Origin of the sequence: Bacillus sp. 1780r2a1 (assembly GCA_024134725.1) — a bacterium.
Taxonomy (GTDB): Bacteria; Bacillota; Bacilli; order Bacillales; family Bacillaceae_H; genus Priestia; species Priestia aryabhattai_A.
Genome location: CP099863.1, coordinates 1195379 through 1217624 on the forward strand (window position 1 = coordinate 1195379; position 22246 = coordinate 1217624).

Below are 22246 nucleotides of genomic sequence, written 5' to 3' on the forward strand. Positions count from 1 at the left end.
TAGGTAATTTAAGGTAATTTCCCTATTTACCTTTCAAGCCTACATGTTAACCTAATTGTAAGTACATATCTGTAAAAAAATTTACTAAAAGCTAGGCGTACGTGTAAATCAACTACATCATCTTGTCAGGAGGAATACTCATGAACCAAGCACTATTACCAAACGGATCTGTTGTATTGTTAAAAGGTGGAGACAAAAAGCTGGTTATTTATGGACGTAAGCAAATGTCTCTTGGAGAAGAGCAACAAATTTATGATTATATTGGCGTTCCGTATCCAGAAGGATTCATCAATGAGCAGTATACATACGTGTTTAATCACGCAGCGGTTGAGCAAGTAGTGTTTGAAGGGTATCGTGATGAAGATGAAGTCAAGTTTCAAGATGTACTACAGCAAGTGCCAAAACAAAAGCCAGAATAATAGAGATAAGAGAAAAGCCTTCTTCACGGTGTGAAGAAGGCTTCTGTTGTATTATAGACTAATTTCTTTCCCTTCTTTACGCATTTTTCCATACTCGGCAGTTGCCGTGAAAAGTACGTCTGAAGAAGAGTTAAGCGCTGTTTCACATGAGTCTTGTAAAACACCGATGATGAAGCCAACCGCAACGACTTGCATCGCTACATCATTTGGAATTCCAAATAAGCTACATGCTAGTGGAATTAATAGAAGCGAACCGCCTGCAACACCTGATGCTCCACATGCTGATATTGCAGCTACGATGCTAAGAATAAGTGCTGTACCAAAGTCTACTTCAATGCCAAGCGTGTTAACGGCTGCAAGCGTTAATACAGAAATTGTAACGGCTGCACCTGCCATGTTAATTGTTGCGCCTAGTGGAATGGATACTGAATACGTATCTTTATCTAAATCTAGCTTCTTGCATAGATTCATATTCACTGGGATATTGGCAGCAGAGCTACGTGTAAAGAATGCCGTAAGCCCGCTTTCTCTTAAGCATTGTAAAACAAGCGGATATGGATTTTTACGAATGTTAATAAAGACGATAATAGGATTCACAACAAGAGCAATAAAGAACATGCATCCTAATAAAACTAATAAAAGCTTTCCATAATCAAGCAATGCTGATAATCCATTTGTAACAAGGGCTTCAAATACAAGGCCCATAATACCAAGCGGTGCTAAGTTAATAACCCAGCGCACGATTGTTGAAATGGCATCTGAAAAGTTGCCAATCATGTTCTTTGTTGTATCAGGTGCATGGCGAAGTGCAATACCAAGTACGATCGCCCACGCTAAAATACCGATATAGTTAGCGTTCATTAGTGCATTTATAGGGTTGTCCACGATATTGAACAATAGCTTTTGGAGTACTTCACTTAACCCACCTGGAGGTTCAAAACCTTCAGCACCGCTTTCTTTTAGTTTTAGCGTTACTGGGAAAATAAAGCTTGCAATGACGGCAACAAGTCCAGCTAAGAACGTGCCGATAAGGTATAAGCCAATAATAGGCTTCATATTTGTTTGCTGACCATTTCTGTGCTGTGCGATTGCGTACATAACTAAAAATAATACCAATACAGGTGCAACCGCTTTTAATGCACCAACAAATAGCGCACCAAAGATTGTAACGAATTTAGCGCCTTCAGGAACCGTTAATGCTAGAATAACACCGACAATAATCCCGATTACAATGCGAGTAACTAGACTAATTTGATTCCATTTGTGTAATAAATTTTTCATCATATGTTCCTCCGATTAATGCTTTATATCCTACATATTGCTCATACGTAAAAGTAAGTTTACCATGAAAAATATTGCTTGTGAATGAGAAGAGATAAAATCTTTATAATTTTTAGAAAGTTTTTTCTTTGTACAAATGTCCACTCCACTAAAACAACCGCTTGCATGATTATATGTTATAAAAGAGAAAAATGCTAGTGTAAAATTTTATAAAACAAAGAAAATTATTTTTTTGAAATAAAGAAAAAGCACAAAATCAGGCGTGCACGCACCCTGTCTTTTGTGCTACGTTGTTTCTCGTAGAATCAGTGTGGCTTTATAAAGGTTACGACGAGGAAGCACTTCATTCTGATTTACGCGGAGAGCAAGCGCTTTAGCTACGTCATCTGCAATGCTTTGCAGAGGGTAATCAATCGTTGTGAGTAAAGGGATGCTCGCGCGTCCAATGGAGTGGTTGTCAAAGCCGATAATTGATACATCACTCGGAATGTTGATGCTATGTTTTTGGGCACTATGAAGCAAACCCATGGCAACAAAATCACTTCCTGTCAACAGACCATCTGGATAGCTTTCAGCTTGAAAGAGCTGATCTCCAAGTCTGAGTCCATCGTCAATCGTCATGATTTTATTTCTTTTCATATTGGTTGAGTAGGAGATTTCTGCATTTTTTAAAGCACGTTTAAATCCAGATAACCTTTTTTGTTGAAGCGGCGTTTGTTCATAATCCATACAAAGTAAAAGGCGTGTTCGGCCTTGTTGGAGTAAATAGGTCGTTGCATCAAATATTGCTTGTTCTTCATCTACTGAAAAGACGTCAAATAGAACTCCAGGAGTTTGCTCATTACAAATGATGACAATTCTGCTGCCTACCAACTCTTTAATTTCTTGTTCAGATAACAAAGTATGTGTCACAACAAGAGCGTCCATTTCTTGCTGTGCGAGTTTGTCATAGACATAGTGCTCTTCTTTTGGTTGAAACCCACTTTGATAAATGACCGTTTCATAGCCAGACTTGCGACAGGCTTCTGATAGCGCACTGATTAACTGGCTAAAGTAGGGGTGGTTGACGGTAGGCACTAATAAGCCGATGAGCTGATTTTGCTTTTTGCGCAAGTGAACGCCTCTTGCATTTCGCTTGTAACCAATTTGCTCAATGGCTTTTTCTACTTTTTCTTTGCTTTCTAGTGAAACATGTGGGTGCTGATTTAACACACGCGAAACGGTAGATTTTGATAGACCGCTTATGCGAGCAAGATCAAGAATTGTTGTCATAAAAAAACCTCCATTTAAGCGTTGACCTGGGAACGTTCCCAGCGTGTATGCTGAAAAAAAAGCAAAAGGAGAGGGAAACATGAATAAAAAAACATATCCTCACAGAAAAAAGACGCGCGCACTGATTTTTTTTGATTTTGATGAAACCTATTTTCCTCATGCGTGCACGGTTGAACAGCTTGCGATGTTGCAACAAATGGAGATGTATTTACACGACGTATGTCATCAGTATCACGTGAAGATTGGCTGGGTAACCGGTAGCAGCATCGCACATATTGAGTCAAAAATGCAGAAAGCGAACTTAACGTATTGGCCTCATTTTATTTCCAGTAATCTTGGCACAGAGCTATATATGATTGATGAAGAAGGAAATACAAATCGTTTATCAGAATGGGAAGCCAAAATTGAAGCTTCCGGATTTTCAAAGGAAGCTGTTCAGTCGCTTTTACATCAGCTTTGCACTGATTATCAGGTTGTTTTAACGCCTCAAACGCAGTTTGGTCAACAAGGATATAAAATGAACTATTACTATTATACAAAATCAGAGCAAGATACTCATTCAGCCTTGGGGATTATTAGGAAGTTAGCTGATAAATACGAAGTGGAAGTAAATATTAACCGATGTAATCCAAAAGCAGGGGACCCGGAAAATGCGTATGATGTCGACTTTATTCCAAAAGGAACTGGAAAAGCAGCAACCGTTCATTTCATGAAAGCGTATTATGACGTTTCCCATCATCAGACGCTTGCTTTTGGAGATAGCGGAAATGATATTGACATGTTAAAAGCAGTGAAGCACGGCTATTTGCTGTTTAATGCAACTGATGAGGCAAAAAGCCTTCATGCTCAACATACATCAGCTGCTTATGGAGAGGGTATTATGGAAGTATGTCAACAGGTTTTTAGTTCGGTAAAATAACCAAAAACACCGGCTGCAGGTTCGCAGTCGGTGTTTTTGATTATTTTAAAAACTTTTTTACATACGGTGTAACCATTGGCTTAAAGTTTGTGTACAAATCTTTTGCCTGCTGGGCGCCGCCGGCAATCTTTGCATAATCCATATTGCCCTGATCGTCTTGAAAATAAGACATCCATTCAGCTACTTGAGATCGTCTTTGGGGACGTCTTCTTGCAAATCCAGGGAATGGGAAACCGGGTCTACGACGAGGTCTGTTTGAAAACATTTTTTTCACCTTCTTTTGCTTGTTATAACGTATTGTATGAAAACAAAGAGAAGAATGGAAAGGTTCCTGTCCTAAACTTTTTAAAATAAGTGAAAAGGTTTAAAAATACTACAATAAGAGAGTCGACAAATCCATCAGCGTGTTAGACAAAACATGACGCTTTCTGGATGGAAAAGCGTTATTTCCCCAGGAATTGTTGCAAACGACCTCTTTATTTGTAGAGATTTTACGTACGAAAGTCCCGTTTTCTAGGCATAATTCCCTTTATAATAAAGGGTAGTGAATGCTGAAAGGAGCGGTTGAATGAAATGGACAAGCGGTGTTGTAGTAGGAGCGTTGGCGGCATGTAGCGCAGTGATGGTAGCAGGTGTTCAGCATTGGGAAACAAAGATAGAGAGGCAAGCGCAGGCGGCGGTGGTAGAAACAGCACAGCCTCACCAAAAGCAGTTTTCCGATGTATCAAGCTACACAAAGCATTTACCGCCATTTTTAGTTAGTGCGATTGAAGATACATTTATAAAAGGCAAGCCCATCTCGCTTGTGCTGGTAGCGAGTGAAGAGGACGAGTGGGCATCTTTCGTAAAGAAATCTTTAGAAGCTACATACGGGCAAGAGGTTTTTCACATCCAAATCTATTCGTACCATGATCAAACAACAAAAGAGCTCGTTCATTCTTCTTTTCAACAAGACTTACAAAAGCTAAAGCCGAGCCTTGTTTTGGCTGAGATTCCAATGGTTGAAGATCAGAAAGAAATGCCAATTGATGATGAGTTGCCTGAACTTCAAGCATTCATTTCCCAAGTGAAAGAATTAAAAACAGCACTTATCCTTCAACCGTCATCACCGTATGCCTCTCAATATGAATCATACGAAGAAGCGGTAGCAGCCGTCGGGGGAAAGGCAAAGGAAAATCACGTTTACTATCTTAATCACGCTCCGTTATGGCCTTATGAAATCGCTCCTTATGTCACAAAAGAAAGTGAGCTAACAGAGGAAGGAAAGAAGCTGTGGGGAAAACATTTAAGCAGCTGGTTTACAGGAAAATAAACGGGTAACAAAAAGCATGAATGTCTTCATTCATGCTTTTTGTTTGGAGAAAGAATCAGCTGTTCTTTGTTGATGGTTCCAGGAGGTTGTTCAAGCCACTGGTTTTTAATCATAATATCCACTCCAGCTTTTGCATAACGCCCAATTTCAAGCGACATTCTTTCATAGTTAAACGCAAGATCGCTCCGTTGGCTAGCTGCAGCTGCCGTTGCGTAATTCCCCGTACCTGTAGCGCTTAATAAGCTCATGTGAAACATCATCAGCTTTTCAGAGAACACAGGCGTTGTTGAATTTGTAATACAAAGATCTGGGCTCATTGGAGCAGGGATATGATCGTTCAAAAGGGTATCTGCAAATAGCTTAATATGCTTTTTAGAGATCTCGTTTCCTCTCATCATAAACTGTTTTACTTCTTTAGACGTAGCTGTTTGAGCAAAGCTTAAGCAAATTTTATAGCCAATTAAGTTTGTTTGGATATTTAAAAATAAGTGTGAAATCTCCACGGCATTTACAGGCCGATTTTTGCTAAACAAATGAAAGCCGCTTATGTATTTCTTACTGTCGATGTAATCGACTTCACTTGGCATGCAGATGTAAGGTGGACGTGTGAGAATTCCTTTTTCAAGTGCTAATTTCGTCGTCTTTTCATAAAGAGAGGCCGTTTTATGCAGAGCAGTTGAAAAATAATCAATTAAGTCATATCGTGTACTCATCGCTAATGATCCGCTGTAGCCAATCATTCCAGCCTTTGACATGTGGTTAAGATAGCTAAGACAAAATGTATCCGTATATAAGCGAGGTGCATTTACATTGACGTCTTGCTTGCCAAATCCATTTGGAATTGCAAACTTTTCTTGGTGAAATAACTTTTGCAAACTGCTTATGTGCTCAGAAGACATTGTTAGAGCCTCTTTTACAAGCACGTGAATATCTTTATCTTCAATATGAGTTAACATATAAGCTAAAATACATGTCGCCATGCTGTCATTTACATAAGCTGTCCATAAAGATGCAATTTCAGCTGACGTTAAGTTGGGTAAGTGTTTTTCCATTCCTATTCCTCCAGTATCATTAGTTTTTCTCAAAGAGCAAAAGATTATGAGAAGCATTTCATAAGAATATGCCCTGCAAGAAAGATCTGGTCTTATGAACGGTAGAGAAAGATGGATATTTATAGTAGGGTGAACAAGGCACGTAGAAGATTTTGTATTTAAGCAAATGGAGAACCAAGTATCTCTACTTGGTTCTTTAAGATAACTGAAGTTTTTGTTGAAGCTTGCTTGTCAGCTGTTGAACCTCTGCTTCTGTTTTGGGGAATTCTTGTTTTGTAACGCTAGCAAATGCTGCTTTATAGTGCTTACGTATAAGTGAAAGGTCATCGAAAGTTAAATTTGTTTGTACAGTATTTGATAGCTCATTTAAAATAGGCTTTGCTTTTGTGAATGTCGGAATGGTAGCCACTTGTTTTACAATAGCTTTAGCAACTAGTATCTGACGATCATGAGCAGAGAGTACATCTTGTTCATGAACAGGCTGAAGATAAGCTAGCGTCTCTTCACCGTTTAACCTTACTTCACCTGCTGGAAATGTGCGTTCATCGTGCGTGAAGAGAGTTGGATTATTCACAATGATACCATCAAGCTTATCAACAATTGGTTTCAGGTTTTTTTGATTAATCATGACATAGTAGTCAATGGGAACACCAAGCGTTTGCTCCGCATTGTTCACCAGCTGCTCGGTAGATTGTGTGCGCTCTTTTAGGATAGAAGCTGTTGGAATGTTCGTCATATGAACATCTGAATCCTCTTTGTTAACGGTCATATGAACAAATGAGATATGCTCTTGGTTTTCCGTAATAAGAAGTGCAGAAAGAGGCTTTCCTTCCTTTAATGCTTCTTCTGACATTTGTTCCTTATGAGATAGAGGTACGTATGCAGCGTTCATAGCAGCTTTAACCGTTTCATATCCAAACATGCTTGTTCCAACAAATCCAATTAATAAAAGCAAAACAAGGCCACCAATCCATTCTTTTTTTGCTTTACTACTCATTGTGTCACCTTTTCTTTTTACAGTTTCGTTTTTATTATTTCCACGGAGGGTATAACCTTAAACAAGAATAGAATGTTGAAGCGAAAGGAAGGTGGTTGCACCAAAAAAAGATAGCCATAATCTGCTATCTTTTCCGATACTCTTTTGCATATTGTTTTAATGTATTTAATAATAATTGCTGCTGCTTTTCATTTGTAAATGCTTCAATTCCGTATAAAAATTCATGATTGGCTTTTTCTTTCCAAACAGCTAAACCAGTAACTGTAAGGTTCTCATCCAATAAAGAAAAATTAACAGTAAGCTCAATAGGCTTTTGAAATACTGGAAGATCTAGTGGAGTAATTAGCTTCATTCCTCTTGGAGATAAATCAATAACGGCAAGTGGACCAGGTTTGCTTTCGATCTCTTTTCCATCGAATTTTTTAATAAAAAACGTGCCAACAATAGGCTGTGTAAATGTAAAACGAAAAGGCTCTTCACGCTTATATTGCATAAAACAGCTCGCTCCTTTTAAGTAGGGAATAAATGGAGAAAAATGCATCCTTCAGCTGATGTATTCCTTGCTTTCTTCACATATAGTAAGAGAGAGGAGAGGCTTCTTTTGCTACTATTTCTCACTCCACTATATCGGTCAGTTACATTAAATCTATAGAAAAAGAAAAGGTGTTGTCAATATTTTATGAAATTTATGCATTCTTTTGTATCAAAATATACAGAAATGTTATGACTGAAACGAATAGGTGACAGTGTAAATAAAATAGTAGACAATAAGCATAGTAGGGTAGAGGGAGTGACAGAGGTTGAAGAAAGTAAAACAACGCAAAGAAAAGCGAATACTGTTTGACAAAAGTCAATTAGCACCGCTTAAAGTTGATTTGGAGACTAAAAGGCTGCTAGCTGAAGTTGGGCTACCGCGAGATGTTGCTCCATTGTTTGAATTCATGTCCTCTAAAAATCAGCTATGCACTTTGTGTGAGACGCTTCATTTATCTGCTCGCTATCAGCTTTATTGGTTTTTAGGGATGACAAAGCTAGGCGATCCTATCTGTTTACATGGTGACAATGGTAACATTGTACTTTTAGATGTTTCAAATGATGACTGTGAGCGTCTAATCAACTCATCGCTTGTACAGTTTTTGCAGTTTGTTGAACTATTTTACGACTATATCCAGCCTTTCGTATTACGAGATGAACGTCCTGAAGTGGATGGTCATGTTCCGAACGTATTGATTCGGGAAATGCGCGAGCGGTTTGAAGAAATTGATAAAGAAGCGATGAAACCGCATAGCTTTTGGAAATCCGAATTGGATTCGCTTTCAAAATAAGCCTCGCCTTGCGGCGAGGCTTTTTCTATGTCCGGTTCATGCTAACGGTAAACTTGTAGCGATCTGCTCTGTAAGCGGATCTTACAACTTCTAATGGCGTTCCATCTTCTAAAAATGTATAGCGCTTAATAAGAAGGATAGGAGCGCCTTTTGCTACCTGCAGGTGCTCTGTTTCATTTTCTGTTGCCACGATTGCTTCTAGGGTTTGAGTGGCATGTCCAATCTTAAGTTCACTTTGTTGTTCTACATGATTATAAAGCGACTGTTGGATAATAGCTTCCGTGACGCCTTTAATTAGATTAGCGGACATATAGACCGTTTCGATGGCCATAGGAATTTGATCTGCCAGTCGAATGCGTCTAATTTCATAGATGGGGTGGTGCACTGGAATCGAAAGCTGAGATGCAATTTTTGCTGGAGCCGGAACAATTTCAAAATGAAGCAAGCGGCTACTTGGCATGTAGCCTCTTGCTTTCATATCTTCTGTAAAGCTCGTTAAGCCAACGAGCTGTTGCTCAATTTTTTGTTCTGAGACAAACGTTCCTCTTCCTTTTTCACGGTATAAAAGGCCTTCGTTTACAAGGTTTGTAATTGCTTGTCTTACTGTCATACGGCTGATTTGAAACTGTGTTGCATACTCTCGTTCGGATGGAATCGCATCGTGGGGCTTAAGGTCGCCACTTTCGACTTGAGCGCGGATTCCATCTTCAATCTGTGTGTAAATCGGCAGAGGTGAATTTTTGTCAATCATGTGCAATTCCTCCTTTACATCGATCATACTACAATCTGTTATAAGTTTGTACGAGATAATGCTTTCTCATCAGCAATAATTGTAACGTTTTGATGATTTTTTAAGATAGAAGCAGGGAATTCTTCCGTTATTTTTCCTTCAAGTAAATGATAAATAGCATCTGCTTTATCTTCTCCCGATACTAATAATAAAATTTCATTGCTGTTCATAATTGAGGAAATGCCCATAGTCATAGCATGAGTCGGTACTTCATCAATAGACGAGAAGTAGCGAGCGTTTGCTTCGCGCGTAGAAGAAGCAAGGGTCACCACATGAGTTTTAGATGAAAAAGGCGTACCAGGTTCGTTAAAACCAATGTGTCCGTTATGACCGATTCCTAAGATTTGTAGGTCGATACCGCCATGTTGTTCAATCAGTGTTTCGTAACGCTCGCATTCTGCTTGTGCATTCTCTGCAGTACCGTTAGGAATAAACGTTTGAGTAAGATCTACGTCTAAATGGCCTAGGAGAGTCTCGACCATGTAATAACGATAGCTGTTTGGGTTATCAGCAGCAAGGCCTACATACTCATCTAAATTAAAAGTGTGTACTTGCGCATAAGAAGTTCCATTTGTTTGGTGATCTTGAATCAACTCTTCATACAAACCTTTAGGTGTCCCACCAGTTGCTAAACCGAGATTAATTGAAGGATTAGCTTTTACTTTATTAATAATAATAGTAGCTGCCATTTGGCTCATTTCTTTATAGTCTTTTACTGAGATGATGTTCATGATTGTTCCTCCTGTTTATATGCAATATGACCGCGACACACGGTTAGCTGTACGTCGAAATGCTTGTTCATGACAACGCAATCGCCATCTTTTCCTACTTTAAGACTTCCTTTACGATCGAAAACGCCAATTTGCTTAGCCGGATTAACAGAAGCCATCTGAATGATTTCCGGTATGCTACAGCCCGTAAAGTCCATCATGTTTTTCATTGCTTCATTCATTTTTAAAATGCTTCCTGCAAGAGTGCCATCCTCCAATGTAGCCATCGTTTCGTTAACCTGAACTGACTGACCTCCAAGATCATAAATCCCGCTTTTTAACCATTTGGCACGTAATGAATCTGTGATTAAAATCAAGCGCTCGCTGGAAATTTGCTCATAAGCAAGCTTTACCATCTCTTGACGCGAATGAATGCCATCTACGATAAGCTCGGTGTATAACTCTTTACGTAAATAAGAAGCACCTAAAACGCCTGGCTCACGGTGATGAATACCACGCATGCCGTTGTAGAGGTGAGTGACGTGCGACGCTCCTGCTTGAATCGCTGCATCTACCTCTTCATACGTAGCGTCGGAATGTCCAATTGAAGCCACTACGTTTGTTTCTTTTAAATGCTTCACAAGATCTGTGCCTCCGGACTCTTCAGGAGCAAGCGTCACAAGTCGAATGTGGTTTTGAGCTAATTCTTGCCAGCGTTTAAACTGCTCGACGCTTGGCTGTTGAATGTGATGAAGAGGCTGAGCGCCTGCTCGTTTTGCCGAAATGAAAGGACCTTCTAAGTGAATGCCTATCGCTTCTGCTTGAGCGTCATTTTGGTTATTTGTAACAAAATCACCACATACTATGAGAGCGTCGTTAATGGCTTCCACTGATTGCGTCATTGTAGTGGGAAGGAAGCTTGTTGTTCCTTCTTTTGGAAGAGTAGCAGCCATTTTTTGCAGCGCTTGTTCTGCAGCATCCATAGCATCTGCATTTGCAGCGCCGTGAATGTGTACATCAATCGCCCCTGGAACAACGATGAAATCAGGGGAATACTCAATAACTTGGTCGTCTGAACTTCTTTGATAATCGTGAATACTACCTAACTCTGTTATTGAGCCGTTTTCTATTTTAAGGTATCCGTTTGGATAGACGATTGTTTCGCCGTAAACCGTTACGTTGTATATGACCAGCGGTTTGTTCATAACATAGGTCTCTCCTTTGCCTTTATCAAATTTATATGATTAGTGTAGCGCGTTTAGGGTAAGTTGTCTAGACCAGTTGTAAAAATTTATGTTGTAAGTGTTTTCTTTATTTATAAATAAGCAATGTAAGCGCATAATTGGTATAGACAACTAGAACACCTCGTGGTAGGATGTTAGTAAATATAGAGATAAGGGGATGAAGAAATGTTTCAATTTTTACAACGCATTGGGAAGTCGCTTATGCTACCCATCGCCGTCTTGCCCGCTGCGGCATTATTGCTGCGCTTAGGTCAACCTGATTTATTAGATATTCCATTTATGGCGCAAGCGGGAGATGCAATCTTTGCTAACTTAGCCCTTTTGTTTGCTCTTGGCATTGCAGTAGGGTTATCAAAAGATGGAAGTGGGGCAGCTGCTCTTGCAGGTGTTATTGGTTATTTTGTTTTAACAAAAGGTGCTGTCGCACTTGATGAGACCATTGATATGGGCGTACTTGGTGGGATTGTAGCCGGTACCGTAGCAGGACTTCTATACAATCGTTTTTCAGATATAAAATTGCCGGAATGGCTAGGTTTTTTTGCAGGTAAACGCTTTGTACCAATTATTACGTCTGTTGTCATGCTTGCTATCGCCGGTTTGTTTGGCGTGATTTGGCCTCCAATTCAAGATCAAATTAATAACATCGGTGAATGGCTAACCGGTGCTGGTGCTCTTGGTGCAGGTATTTTTGGCTTTTTAAACCGTTTGCTAATTCCACTAGGGCTACACCATATTTTGAACAGTTTAGTATGGTTTGTATTCGGAGAATTTAACGGAGCGACAGGTGATTTAAACCGTTTCTTTAAAGGAGACCCAACAGCTGGAACGTTTATGACAGGTTTCTTTCCAGTAATGATGTTTGGTCTTCCAGCAGCAGCTCTTGCGATGGTAGCGGCTGCTAAAAAAGAAAAGCGAAAGCTCGTATCAGGAATGCTTATTGGATTAGCATTTACGTCATTTTTAACAGGAATTACAGAACCGATTGAGTTTTTATTTATGTTTATTGCTCCTGTTTTATATGTAGTACATGCTTTGCTAACGGGAATCTCAATGGGACTTGCTGTTATGCTTGATATTCATCATGGCTTTGGTTTTTCAGCGGGGGCCATTGATTATTTCTTAAACTTTGGGATTGCGCAAAAGCCGCTTTTACTTGGAGGAATTGGCCTCATTTATGCAGCCATTTACTTTGTGTTATTTTATTGGCTGATTAAAGCGCTTAATTTAAAAACACCTGGTCGTGAAGATGATGAAATCGATGGTGAAGAAGCGGTGGTATTATCAGATGATAAATATGTGAACATGGCTGCGCACTTTATTGAAGGTTTAGGTGGAAAAGAAAATCTTGTTGAAATTGATAACTGTGCAACACGCTTGCGCCTACAGGTAAAAGATTCAGGTGCAGTTAACGAAGGACAGCTTAAGAAGAACGGTGCTCGCGGTGTGATGAAGGTTGCAAAAACGAGTGTTCAAGTCATTGTTGGAACGGAAGTCGAATTTGTAGCGAATGCGATGAAGCAACTTGTTCGAGGTGAAAAAGTAACGGCAAGTACATCGGTGAAAACTGAGCAAAAGCCAAACGAAGGTATACTTGAAGAATTCAGCTTACCGTTTGAAGGACTTGTTATGCCGCTTGAAAAAGTACCTGACCAAGTGTTTTCTGCTAAGCTTATGGGCGATGGGTTTGCGATTGAACCTGTTAATGATACGCTTTATTCACCAATTTCAGGTGAAGTCATGAGTATTTTCCCAACGAAGCACGCGTTTGGCTTGAAAACGGATACTGGGCTGGAACTACTAATCCATGTTGGAATCGATACGGTTGAGCTAAAAGGTGAAGGATTTACAACACTCGTGAACGAAGGCGAACGTATTGAGCCTGGCACACCGTTATTACAAATCAATCTCGATTATCTGAAGAAGAATGCGACGTCACTTGTTACACCTGTTGTGTTTACTAATTTACCGGAAGGAAAAGAAGTAGAGATTAAAAAGACAGGTTATCAGAAACAAGGTACGAAAGGCGTTATCAAACTATTATAATGAAAGAAGCTGGGACATAAGTCTTTCAGCTAATGATCAATCCGAACTAGTGAGAGTTAATTACTCTTTTGTAGTTCGGATTTTTTATTGATTGTGAAATCACTGTTAGAGAGTTATGAGGATGGAGCGTAAGACACGCAGCTTCTGCGAAGCGAGAAGAACTAGATTCCTCCCCTTTAGAAAGCGAGTCTCTGCAGCGAAATAAAAAGACTGGTTACTATAGCCTAAGTTCTTTAGAAAAGGCATAATTCGTTTTTGAGAAAAAACATTTCGCTTTGTTTCAGCTTCTTTAGTATAAGCGATAAAAAGAGCTATGATATACTACAAGAAGTAAGTACAGATAAGGGAGAAATTGTATGAACGAAACGTCAGTTACAAACATTATTCTTATGCAAACAGAAAAGTTAGCTCGTCAGTACGGCTATGATTTCTTATATGAACCGCAGGGAGATAAAACGCTTTGTCAAATTATTCAACGAGATGAAGATGGCTCAATTTTAGGAACGCCGCTTAGCTTTCATATCGACATGAACGAGGAAAAAGGAACTGGTCAAATTAGCTATTATCATGAGCAAGGTGAATTCAAAAAGCAAGATGTGAGTGTATTTGAAGAAAACAGTTTAGTTAACGTATTTCTATTTATTCAACAGCGACTTCAAATTAATTCGTAAGAGAGCTGGGCATAAGTAATTCAGTCAATAATAAACCTGAACGGTTGAGAGTTCGTCACTTTTAATCGTTCAGGTTTTTTGTTGGTTGGAAAAAATCAGTTTGGCAATAGAATAAAAAGCGAGTGGTCTTAGTGCAATGGAACGAACGCGTTCATCTTCTTTGAAATTTGTTTTGTTATGTCTCGTTCGCTTTTTATTGTGAAAAAAGGCTCGTTTTCCTTTCTTTTAACATGATGCCAAATCAATGTTCATATACATATCATCGTTGAGCTTTTGGAAGATCGAAAAAAATGAAGCAAAAAGGAGGAGAAGGGATAGCCTTCTATCGAACTATAAAAACATCTACTTCGTTAGGGTTTTGTATATTCATATTTTTGGTAAAAAGTGATGAAAATGGTTTTAAACTAGTTATGTAGGGTACTAGAAAATGAGTCTTTGTATCTGTTGATGGGTCTCTTTTTATCAGCTAAACGAACTAAAAATTGTCTTTTTTTGTCGAACGACTAGAAATACTGGTAATGATTCCTTATCATGTACAAGGGACCAAACAAACAATTATTTACAGGAGGGTGTAAAACACATGAGCGATGAAAACAAAACAAGACAAGAAACTGCTGCTTCCTTAGAAACAGCTCCAGCTCCGAAAAAAGCACCGACAAAACTAATTATCGGATTGGTAATTTTATTCGTGCTTATCGGCGCAGCAGTTACGTTTGGCTATGTATTCATGAAATCACCAAAGCAATTATATTTAATATCTGAAGTGAATACATACAACAAAATGACAGAAGAAATTGAAACGAAATATGGCGAAAGCTTAGCATTCCAGGAAAAAGCACTAGAGCAACCATCAAGCTCAGCTGCTTCTATCAGCGGTGATTTTTCAATGAACTCACTTGCTGCTGATCCATCTTATCAAATGATTCAAGATATGATTAGCAAGTCGACGATTAATGTGAAAACAGAACAGGATCCTAAAAAACAAGAAACATACGGCTCATTAACGCTTGATATCGGTAACACAAAAGCACTTGATGTAGAGGGTTACCAAACAAAAGAACAAATTGGTTTTAAAGCACCGATTTTAGCAAATCAATTTTTCTACTTAAATCTTGATGAATATGGTCAAGTTATGCGTATGTTTGACCCATCGTATACAGGTCCAGATAAGTTAGAGTTAAATCAAATTAAGTTAGAAGATTTAGAGCTAACAGAGAAAGAAAAGAAAGCAATTGCAACAAAATACGGAAAGTTCTTCTATGATAACTTAGATGAAGACTACTTCACAAAGGAAAAGAACGCGGAGTATAAACAAGGCGATGAAACGTTAAAATTCACGCGTCTAACTCTTGAAATGAATCAAGAACAAACTGAAAAATTTGTTCAAAAGCTAGTAGCTGAAATGGCAAAAGACGATGAGCTACAAACAATCATTGCAAAGCGCATTGCAACGATTGCTGAATCATCTGCTGCAACAGACCCAGAGATGGCTGAACTAACAGATGAAAAAGAAGTGAAGAAGCAACTAAAAGAAGGCTTGGATGAATTTAAAACAGATGTGAAAGATCTTAAGTTCCCTAAGGGCTTCAAATCAACAGTTTACATCAACGATGATGAAGTAATTGTGGATCGTAACGTAGAGTTTGCTGCAACTTCAGCTGATGACGAAGACAACGTAGGAAATGTAAAAGTGGCTACAAAAGATGTAGAGTATGGGGATAACAAGCGTGCTCAACAGCTAGCTCTTACAATTGGAAATGACAACAATGATAGCAAAGTAGCACTTGATGTAACAAACGATATTACAGCTGACGGAGATAAGAGCTCTGAAAAGTTAGTTGCTAGCATTGACGCTTCTGATTCAACAACAGAAGATCTAAACTTAAAGTTCACAATGGATTCAGTTGTGAATGGTAAAACGGATGCAAAACAAACGGCAGATCGCAAATTCACGCTTGACTTGGGCGACCAAGCTCCTGGCTACACATTCAGCGGTGATCTTAAGCAAGATCAAAACATCGATGCTTCAAAAGGAAAGTCAGATTACAAGTTTGATATTAACTTAAAAGTTGGTATGCCGACAGATTCAGCTGATATCAACTTAAAGATCAACTCAAATTCTGAACTAAAAGACGCGGCGGATATTCCAGCGGTTGATTCTAAGAACGGTAAAAACGTAAAAGATATTACGCCAGTTGATTTAATGAAGATTCAAGAAGAGTTCTACACAAACTTACAAGGGTTAATGATGGATCTTGATATTTCTTAATCTTAACGGTTAATAGTTCTTACAAAAGCGGATGACGTGTAGCATGTCATCCGCTTTGTTAAATTTATCCGATTTGCAGTAGGTCTGAATCTACTTGTACAACCATATAGTAAACTATCATATCTAGTTACAATTCTAATGTAATCATGCAGGGAGAGAAGAGCAGGTGAAGATATTCTTTTATTTATGCTCATTCACATGGAAGTCGATGCTAAAAAACTGGAAGTCTTTTAGCCTGCTTCTACTTGCTCCTGTTCTATTTTTAATAGGAGCAGGAGTCATATTAACAGAAACAATGAAGGATGAAGCACGGATACAAAAGTTTCCGGTGGCAATTGTTGATGAAGATGATACGCTTCAAACAGAATACGTCATCAAACAGTTAACGGAAAGTGAACAGCTAAGCTCACTTATCAATCCTGTTTATCCAACAAAAGCAGAAGCACAACAAATGCTGTCCAAAAACGACATTGCAGCGCTTGTTGTGTTACCAGATGGATTTAGTCATTCAATTGCAACGGGAGAAAACATGCCTCTTGTTGTAGTGGGGAATAAAAACAAGCCGCTTCAAGCTCAGCTGTTTCGCTATGTGATGGATAGCGCAGCTGACTATACATCAGCTGCTCAAAGCGGAATTAATACAATTGATCACTTTCTACAAGAAGAAGGAGCCAGCACGGCAGAGAGACAAGCTGAATTTCGTCGTAGCCTTCTTTCGTTTGGGCTTCATGTTCTTGATCGAGGAAGCGTGTTTGAAGAACGAATAGCAACATCTTTGTTTCAGCAAGATATGAAGCAGTATTATATTCTATCATTCTTTTTATTACTGCTTATGATTTGGACCTACAGCAGCCTGCTTTTTGTAAAGGGACTTCATTCACATGCAGTGCTTAAGCGCATGCAGACTCACGGAGTATCCTCACTACACGTTCACCTTGCCCAGTTTAGCTGTATGTTCTTACTCGTTTTCGTTTTATCGCTAGGATTATACGCAGTAGGAATAGAGAAGCTGGGTTTGTCACTATCGTACACGTGGGGTCAACTGGTTGGCAGCGTTGCCGCTAGTGCATTCGCATTTTTAGCAACGTTTGCGCTCTTACAAGTTATCTTTACGAGTGAAAAGATGTATCAGCTAGTAGGCATTCTTTTCCTTGCTGCAGCCTCTCTTGTAGGCGGGCATATTTTACCTAGCGTTTATTTACCAGAGTGGTTGCTACCCCTTCAGGCCTGGTCGGTTAACGCTTGGTCGCTGCAAATGATGTTTGGTTTATTCGGAGGCTATGAGTCGGTAGACTGGTCGGAATCCATGACTTGGCTTGTGGTTTACGGGCTCACTGCTTTCAGTTTGTCTCTCCTCTGGACGGCACTGTTTCAAAAAAGGAGAGTGAGCCTATGAATCTCATGATGGAAAAGCTAAAGGGGATTATCCGAAAGCCATTTTTACTTATACTTCTTCTGGTGGTGCCTGCTGCAGGTGCTTATGTAGGCCAAATGTTTCTTCAAAACGTTGAGAACGATGTGAAAATTCCAGTTGCCATTGCAGATGAAGATCAAAGTGAGTTTTCCAAACAAGTAATTCAGCGGGTTGCTACGAATGAGAGAATCAAATTGACAGCTACAACGGCGGATGAAGGAGAGAAACAGCTGCTTCGAAACGAAGTTGATAGTTTATTTATCATTCGAGAAGGCTTTATGGACAATATTAAAAAAGAAGATTATGAAGAAACGATTGAGCTGGTGAAAATGCCAGCATCAGTTGCTACGAGCGTTGTAGAAGAAGTGATTGCCAGTGAGGTAACGCGCTTATCAAGTAACAGTAAAGCAGCTATTCAAGTAGAACGCCTGTATGAACGCTATCGTTGGAAAAAGCCCGCGACTCTATGGGAAGATGCGTATCGCTATACGGACGAGCAGTGGAAGCCGGAACCGTTAATGACCATTCAATATGTGACTGATGGACAAGAAGGTGCACAACCAGATCAAAAACAACAGATTATAAATCGCTCTGTTCCGCTGTGGGGCTTTTTGACGCTTATTGTTTCGCTTATGGCAATGGAATGGGTTCTAAAGGAAAAAGGGCCTATTTTTAAGCGAATGAAGACCGTTCCAAAAGGTATTATGTCTTATGTAAATCAATCGGTAGCAGCATACGGGTTTATTTTGATTATCCAAACAATCCTGAGCTTTTTCTTCTTTTTGAAAATCGGAGCGGTGACAGATAGCAGAGTGCTGTTGCTAATGCTCCTATATCTCTGCTTTTGCTTAGCTTTTAGCTTTTGGTTAGCTACGGAATCGCGTCATATCGGTCGCTACTACATCGCAGGATTGTTACTTGCCATGATGTTCAGTATTATCGGGGGAGTATTTTTTCCAATCAGTGACATAGCGGAGCAGCTAAGCACAATTGCTACATGGCTTCCTCAGCATCTATTGGTTACGCAGCAGCTTGTACTTGCTAAAGAGCTTTGGATGCAGCTTGGAACAATACTAGTCATCACCATTTTATTGTGGTTAAAAGCAGTGTGGAATGTGAGGTCGATTACATGATTTCAATTGAAAAAGTAAGTAAGCGTTACGGAAGAAAAAAATCATTAAATAAAGTATCTTTGCATGTGAAAAAAGGTGAGGTGCTTGGGCTATTAGGACCAAACGGTGCTGGTAAGTCTACGCTTTTATCTATTTTAGCAACGCTTACTAAGCCTTCTAGCGGCGAAGTGGTCATCAACGGTCAGCGATTAAAAAAAGCTAAAAAGCACATTCGTAATCAAATTGGCTACGTCCCGCAAGATATTGCGCTGTGGGAAGAGCTAACGGTAAAAGAAAACATGCGACTGTGGAGCAAAATGACGGGGCGATCGGTATCAGATGATGAGCTCAAAACGCTTTGTAAGTCCGTACAGCTAGAGGGGAAATGGAGCGAAAAAGTTCAAAGCCTATCAGGGGGAATGAAGCGAAAGCTCAATATTGCTGTTGCGCTCATTCATAAACCGGCGATTTTACTTATGGACGAGCCGACGGTTGGAATTGATTTGCAGTCGAAAATGGAGATTGGCAGATACATTCAAAAGCTTACGAGAGAAGGAAAAACAGTCATTTATATTACGCATGACTTAAATGAAATTCTCGGTTTATGTCACCGGTTTGCTGTGTTAAAAGAAGGAGAAATACAGTTTATCGGTACGATGGAAGAAGCGAGAAGCGCAACAAGACAAAACAGTGACGAAGCGGTTATCTATCAGCTCCTTCATCCAGCGGTGCAGCGCGGTTATTAGAACCACTACCTAATAAAAAAGAGAAATGAAGAGTAAAAGTGTCTAAGTGAAAAACTTAGGCACTTTTTTTACAGAACCTTCTAAAATTGTGTCGAAATTAAGATTGTGAAATTGTGAACAAACTTTAACAAAATGGTGAACTGTATGGTCAACTATAAAAGAAGTTTTTATACTAAGGGCTACAATCTGCTAAGAGAAGGGAGAATTCTCTTCATACATAAAGGAGGAAATGTTTGTGTTTGAGTATGATCCGGTCTTGTATAGTCGAATCTTAACCGGTTTAACACTAGCTGTGCATACGATTTTCTCAACATTAGGAGTCGGAGTTCCGCTCTTGATTGCACTTGCTGAATGGATAGGAATTAAACGAAACGATGAGCACTACCACTTACTTGCTAGAAGATGGGCACGCGGATATATCATCACGGTAGCTGTTGGTGTTGTGACAGGTACAGCAATTGCGCTGCAGCTAAGTTTACTATGGCCAAACTTTATGCAGGTAGCTGGTCAAACGATTAGCTTTCCGCTTTTTTTAGAAACATTTGCTTTCTTCTTTGAAGCTATTTTCCTCGGAATTTATTTATATACGTGGGATCGCTTCAAAAACAAAATGTACCACTTGCTGCTGCTAATTCCAGCTGCGCTTGGTGCAACGGCATCAGGTTTCTTTATTACAACGGTAAACTCATTTATGAACGCACCGCTTGGCTTCACGTATGAAAACGGCGTGTTGTCAAATATTAACCCGATCGCAGCGATGTTTAACCCGGCGACGCCGACAAAAGTGTCGCACGTTTTATCATCCGCGTATTTAACGTCTGCGTTTGTGCTTGCAGCTATTGCAGCTTTTGCGATTTTACGAGGACGAGATCACGTTTATCATAAAAAAGCGCTGCATTTATCAATGGTCGTGGCGTTTGTATTTGCCATTGTAACGGCACTTGTTGGAGATTTATCAGGTAAATATTTAGCAAACTACCAGCCTGAAAAACTCGCAGCAGCTGAATGGCATTTTGAAACAATGGAAGAAGCTTCATTAATTCTAGGTGGTATTTTAACCGAAGATAACGAAGTGAAGTACGCGCTTGAAATTCCGTATGCGCTCAGTATTTTAGCACACGGAACTCCAGGAGCTGAAGTTATTGGGCTTGAAGAATATCCTGAAGAAGATTGGCCTCCACTTGTTGTTCACTATATGTTCGACTTGATGGTTGCAATTGGAATGGGACTTGCGCTTATTTCATTTATTTACATTGTAATGAAAAAGAAAAAATCATGGAATCCGCTTAACAAACCGCTTCTTAGCTTAATTGTAGCCGGTGGACCGCTAGCGATGCTTGCGATTGAAGCAGGATGGTTCTTTACAGAAGAAGGCCGTCAGCCTTGGATCATTCGAGGCGTTATGCGCACAGCAGAAGGAGCGACAACGTCTCAGCACGTTGATATTATGCTTTATTTGTTCGCTGCTTTATACGTTATTTTAATTGTATCGGCTGTGACGGTTCTGATTCGTACCTTTAGAGCAAATCCTGTTGAAAAAGAATTAAAAAAACGCGGGATTGAATAGGGAGGACTACTATGAGCTATGAAGTAATTGGTATCACCGTACTATGGACATTTTTATATGGCTATTTAATCGTTGCTTCCATTGACTTTGGAGCAGGTTTCTTTAACTACTATGCGTCGGTGACGGGAAAAGGACATGTTGTACAAAAAGTCATCAACCGTTACTTGTCTCCAGTATGGGAAGTGACTAACGTATTCTTAATTTTCTTCTATGTTGGACTCGTTGGTTTTTTCCCGTCGCTTGCGTATTATTACGGAACGGCATTGTTGGTTCCTGGAAGCATCGCCATCATCTTAATTGCGCTTCGTGGTTCTTACTATGCGTTTCATCATTATGGAAACAAAGGGCGCTTAGGCTACCAGCTTTTATACGGAGCAACGGGACTTTTGATTCCTGCTTCGCTTTCCATCGTCTTGACAATTTCAGAGGGTGGTTATATTAAGCTAAACGGTACAAGTGTCTCGCTTGACTACGGGGCGCTGTTCACCAGCTTTTATTCATGGGCTGTTGTGCTTCTTGCAGTAGTGAGCGTTCTGTATATTTCCGCTTGTTTTTTAACCTTTTACGCGCACAAAGCAGGAGATGAAGGGGCGTTTCGTATCTTGCGTAAATATGCATTGTTTTGGAGCACACCTACGATTTTGGCTAGCTTCCTTGTATTTTGGTCCATGTCAGATCATAACAGCGAACACTTTGCGAAAATGTTAGATGTATCGTGGTTATTTACTTTGTCATTCTTGTTCTTTGTGGGAGCTGTTTATTTTATTTGGAAGAAAAAGCGTCTCGGTTTATCGTTTATCTTTGTTATGCTGCAGTTTGCCACAGCGTTTTACGGATACGGAGCGGCGCATTTGCCGTATTTACTCTATCCGCACGTAACAATCTATGATAGCTTCACAAACGATACAATGGCCATCACGCTTATCATTTCCTTTGTTGCAGGGCTTTGCTTACTCGTTCCATCATTATACTTATTGATGCGACTGTTTCTATTTGATAACGAGTATGTGCAGGGTAAGAAGTGAAGGAGGGACGGAATGTGAATACGTTTTTAATTATGATAGCACCTGTTTTGCTTGTGGTTGGTGCAATTGTATTTTTGT

General features: G+C 39.6%; 21 protein-coding genes. 12 read left to right on the top strand and 9 right to left on the bottom strand.

Annotated features, from left to right (window positions below; genetic code table 11):
• The first annotated feature begins 140 nt into the window (after nucleotides 1-140).
• Nucleotides 141-419 carry a DUF4176 domain-containing protein gene (locus NIZ91_06030; protein ID USY56210.1) on the top strand — a complete coding sequence of 93 codons (279 nt, stop codon included), beginning with the start codon at nucleotides 141-143 and terminating at the stop codon, nucleotides 417-419.
• 51 nt (nucleotides 420-470) lie between these two features.
• Here NIZ91_06030 and sstT read toward each other — a convergent pair whose 3' ends face one another.
• Nucleotides 471-1700 carry a serine/threonine transporter SstT gene (gene sstT / locus NIZ91_06035; GenBank protein ID USY57102.1) on the bottom strand — a complete coding sequence of 410 codons (1230 nt, stop codon included), beginning with the start codon at nucleotides 1698-1700 and terminating at the stop codon, nucleotides 471-473.
• Between the two features lie 285 nt (nucleotides 1701-1985).
• Nucleotides 1986-2972, bottom strand: coding sequence for a LacI family transcriptional regulator (locus tag NIZ91_06040; GenBank protein ID USY56211.1), 987 nt, complete (start codon nucleotides 2970-2972; stop codon nucleotides 1986-1988).
• Nucleotides 2973-3051: 79 nt separating this feature from the next.
• Here NIZ91_06040 and NIZ91_06045 point away from each other — a divergent pair, with 79 nt between their 5' ends.
• Complete coding sequence (locus NIZ91_06045) at nucleotides 3052-3891, top strand: HAD-IIB family hydrolase (protein ID USY56212.1); 840 nt, start codon at nucleotides 3052-3054, stop codon at nucleotides 3889-3891.
• 40 nt (nucleotides 3892-3931) lie between these two features.
• Here NIZ91_06045 and NIZ91_06050 read toward each other — a convergent pair whose 3' ends face one another.
• Nucleotides 3932-4156: a hypothetical protein gene (locus NIZ91_06050; protein ID USY56213.1), complete on the bottom strand. Its 225-nt coding sequence runs from the start codon at nucleotides 4154-4156 to the stop codon at nucleotides 3932-3934.
• Between the two features lie 303 nt (nucleotides 4157-4459).
• Between NIZ91_06050 and NIZ91_06055 the strand changes: the two genes are divergently transcribed.
• The gene (locus NIZ91_06055; GenBank protein ID USY56214.1) at nucleotides 4460-5203 is read left to right on the top strand and encodes an SGNH/GDSL hydrolase family protein; all 744 of its coding nucleotides are present in this window, start codon (nucleotides 4460-4462) and stop codon (nucleotides 5201-5203) included.
• 26 nt (nucleotides 5204-5229) lie between these two features.
• Here NIZ91_06055 and NIZ91_06060 read toward each other — a convergent pair whose 3' ends face one another.
• From NIZ91_06060 to NIZ91_06070, 3 genes are all read right to left on the bottom strand, one after another.
• On the bottom strand, nucleotides 5230-6255 hold the full coding sequence (locus tag NIZ91_06060) for a DUF3231 family protein (GenBank protein ID USY56215.1): 1026 nt from the start codon (nucleotides 6253-6255) through the stop codon (nucleotides 5230-5232).
• A gap of 196 nt (nucleotides 6256-6451) precedes the next feature.
• Nucleotides 6452-7252, bottom strand: a complete 801-nt coding sequence (locus tag NIZ91_06065) for an LCP family protein (protein ID USY56216.1) — start codon at nucleotides 7250-7252, stop codon at nucleotides 6452-6454.
• A 124-nt stretch (nucleotides 7253-7376) separates the two neighbouring features.
• A complete protein-coding gene (locus NIZ91_06070; protein USY56217.1) occupies nucleotides 7377-7745 on the bottom strand; it encodes a PilZ domain-containing protein in 369 nt (122 codons plus the stop codon).
• A 307-nt stretch (nucleotides 7746-8052) separates the two neighbouring features.
• Here NIZ91_06070 and NIZ91_06075 point away from each other — a divergent pair, with 307 nt between their 5' ends.
• Nucleotides 8053-8577: an SUKH-4 family immunity protein gene (locus tag NIZ91_06075; protein USY56218.1), complete on the top strand. Its 525-nt coding sequence runs from the start codon at nucleotides 8053-8055 to the stop codon at nucleotides 8575-8577.
• A gap of 25 nt (nucleotides 8578-8602) precedes the next feature.
• Here the strand turns inward: NIZ91_06075 and NIZ91_06080 are convergent, their stop codons facing one another.
• Genes NIZ91_06080 through nagA form a run of 3 tightly spaced genes read right to left on the bottom strand, consistent with a single transcriptional unit; the run spans nucleotide 8603 to nucleotide 11282 of the window.
• On the bottom strand, nucleotides 8603-9328 hold the full coding sequence (locus NIZ91_06080) for a GntR family transcriptional regulator (GenBank protein USY56219.1): 726 nt from the start codon (nucleotides 9326-9328) through the stop codon (nucleotides 8603-8605).
• Nucleotides 9329-9366: 38 nt separating this feature from the next.
• The gene (gene nagB, locus NIZ91_06085; GenBank protein USY56220.1) at nucleotides 9367-10098 is read right to left on the bottom strand and encodes a glucosamine-6-phosphate deaminase; all 732 of its coding nucleotides are present in this window, start codon (nucleotides 10096-10098) and stop codon (nucleotides 9367-9369) included.
• Nucleotides 10095-11282 carry an N-acetylglucosamine-6-phosphate deacetylase gene (gene nagA, locus NIZ91_06090; protein USY56221.1) on the bottom strand — a complete coding sequence of 396 codons (1188 nt, stop codon included), beginning with the start codon at nucleotides 11280-11282 and terminating at the stop codon, nucleotides 10095-10097. Before nagA ends, nagB begins: the two co-directional genes overlap by 4 nt.
• A gap of 204 nt (nucleotides 11283-11486) precedes the next feature.
• On the opposite strand from nagA, the gene nagE reads away from it, so the two are divergent.
• From nagE to NIZ91_06130, 8 genes are all read left to right on the top strand, one after another.
• A complete protein-coding gene (gene nagE / locus NIZ91_06095) occupies nucleotides 11487-13364 on the top strand; it encodes an N-acetylglucosamine-specific PTS transporter subunit IIBC (GenBank protein ID USY56222.1) in 1878 nt (625 codons plus the stop codon).
• Between the two features lie 356 nt (nucleotides 13365-13720).
• Nucleotides 13721-14035, top strand: a complete 315-nt coding sequence (locus tag NIZ91_06100; protein ID USY56223.1) for a hypothetical protein — start codon at nucleotides 13721-13723, stop codon at nucleotides 14033-14035.
• A gap of 580 nt (nucleotides 14036-14615) precedes the next feature.
• Nucleotides 14616-16304 (top strand): hypothetical protein, encoded by a 1689-nt coding sequence (locus tag NIZ91_06105; GenBank protein USY56224.1) that lies wholly within the window; start codon nucleotides 14616-14618, stop codon nucleotides 16302-16304.
• A gap of 166 nt (nucleotides 16305-16470) precedes the next feature.
• Nucleotides 16471-17700 (top strand): ABC transporter permease, encoded by a 1230-nt coding sequence (locus tag NIZ91_06110; GenBank protein USY56225.1) that lies wholly within the window; start codon nucleotides 16471-16473, stop codon nucleotides 17698-17700.
• Nucleotides 17697-18851 (top strand): ABC transporter permease, encoded by a 1155-nt coding sequence (locus tag NIZ91_06115; GenBank protein USY56226.1) that lies wholly within the window; start codon nucleotides 17697-17699, stop codon nucleotides 18849-18851. Before NIZ91_06110 ends, NIZ91_06115 begins: the two co-directional genes overlap by 4 nt.
• Nucleotides 18848-19576, top strand: a complete 729-nt coding sequence (locus NIZ91_06120; GenBank protein ID USY56227.1) for an ABC transporter ATP-binding protein — start codon at nucleotides 18848-18850, stop codon at nucleotides 19574-19576. Before NIZ91_06115 ends, NIZ91_06120 begins: the two co-directional genes overlap by 4 nt.
• 235 nt (nucleotides 19577-19811) lie before the next feature.
• Nucleotides 19812-21143: a cytochrome ubiquinol oxidase subunit I gene (locus NIZ91_06125; GenBank protein ID USY56228.1), complete on the top strand. Its 1332-nt coding sequence runs from the start codon at nucleotides 19812-19814 to the stop codon at nucleotides 21141-21143.
• An 11-nt stretch (nucleotides 21144-21154) separates the two neighbouring features.
• The gene (locus tag NIZ91_06130; GenBank protein ID USY56229.1) at nucleotides 21155-22168 is read left to right on the top strand and encodes a cytochrome d ubiquinol oxidase subunit II; all 1014 of its coding nucleotides are present in this window, start codon (nucleotides 21155-21157) and stop codon (nucleotides 22166-22168) included.
• Nucleotides 22169-22246 lie beyond the last annotated feature (78 nt).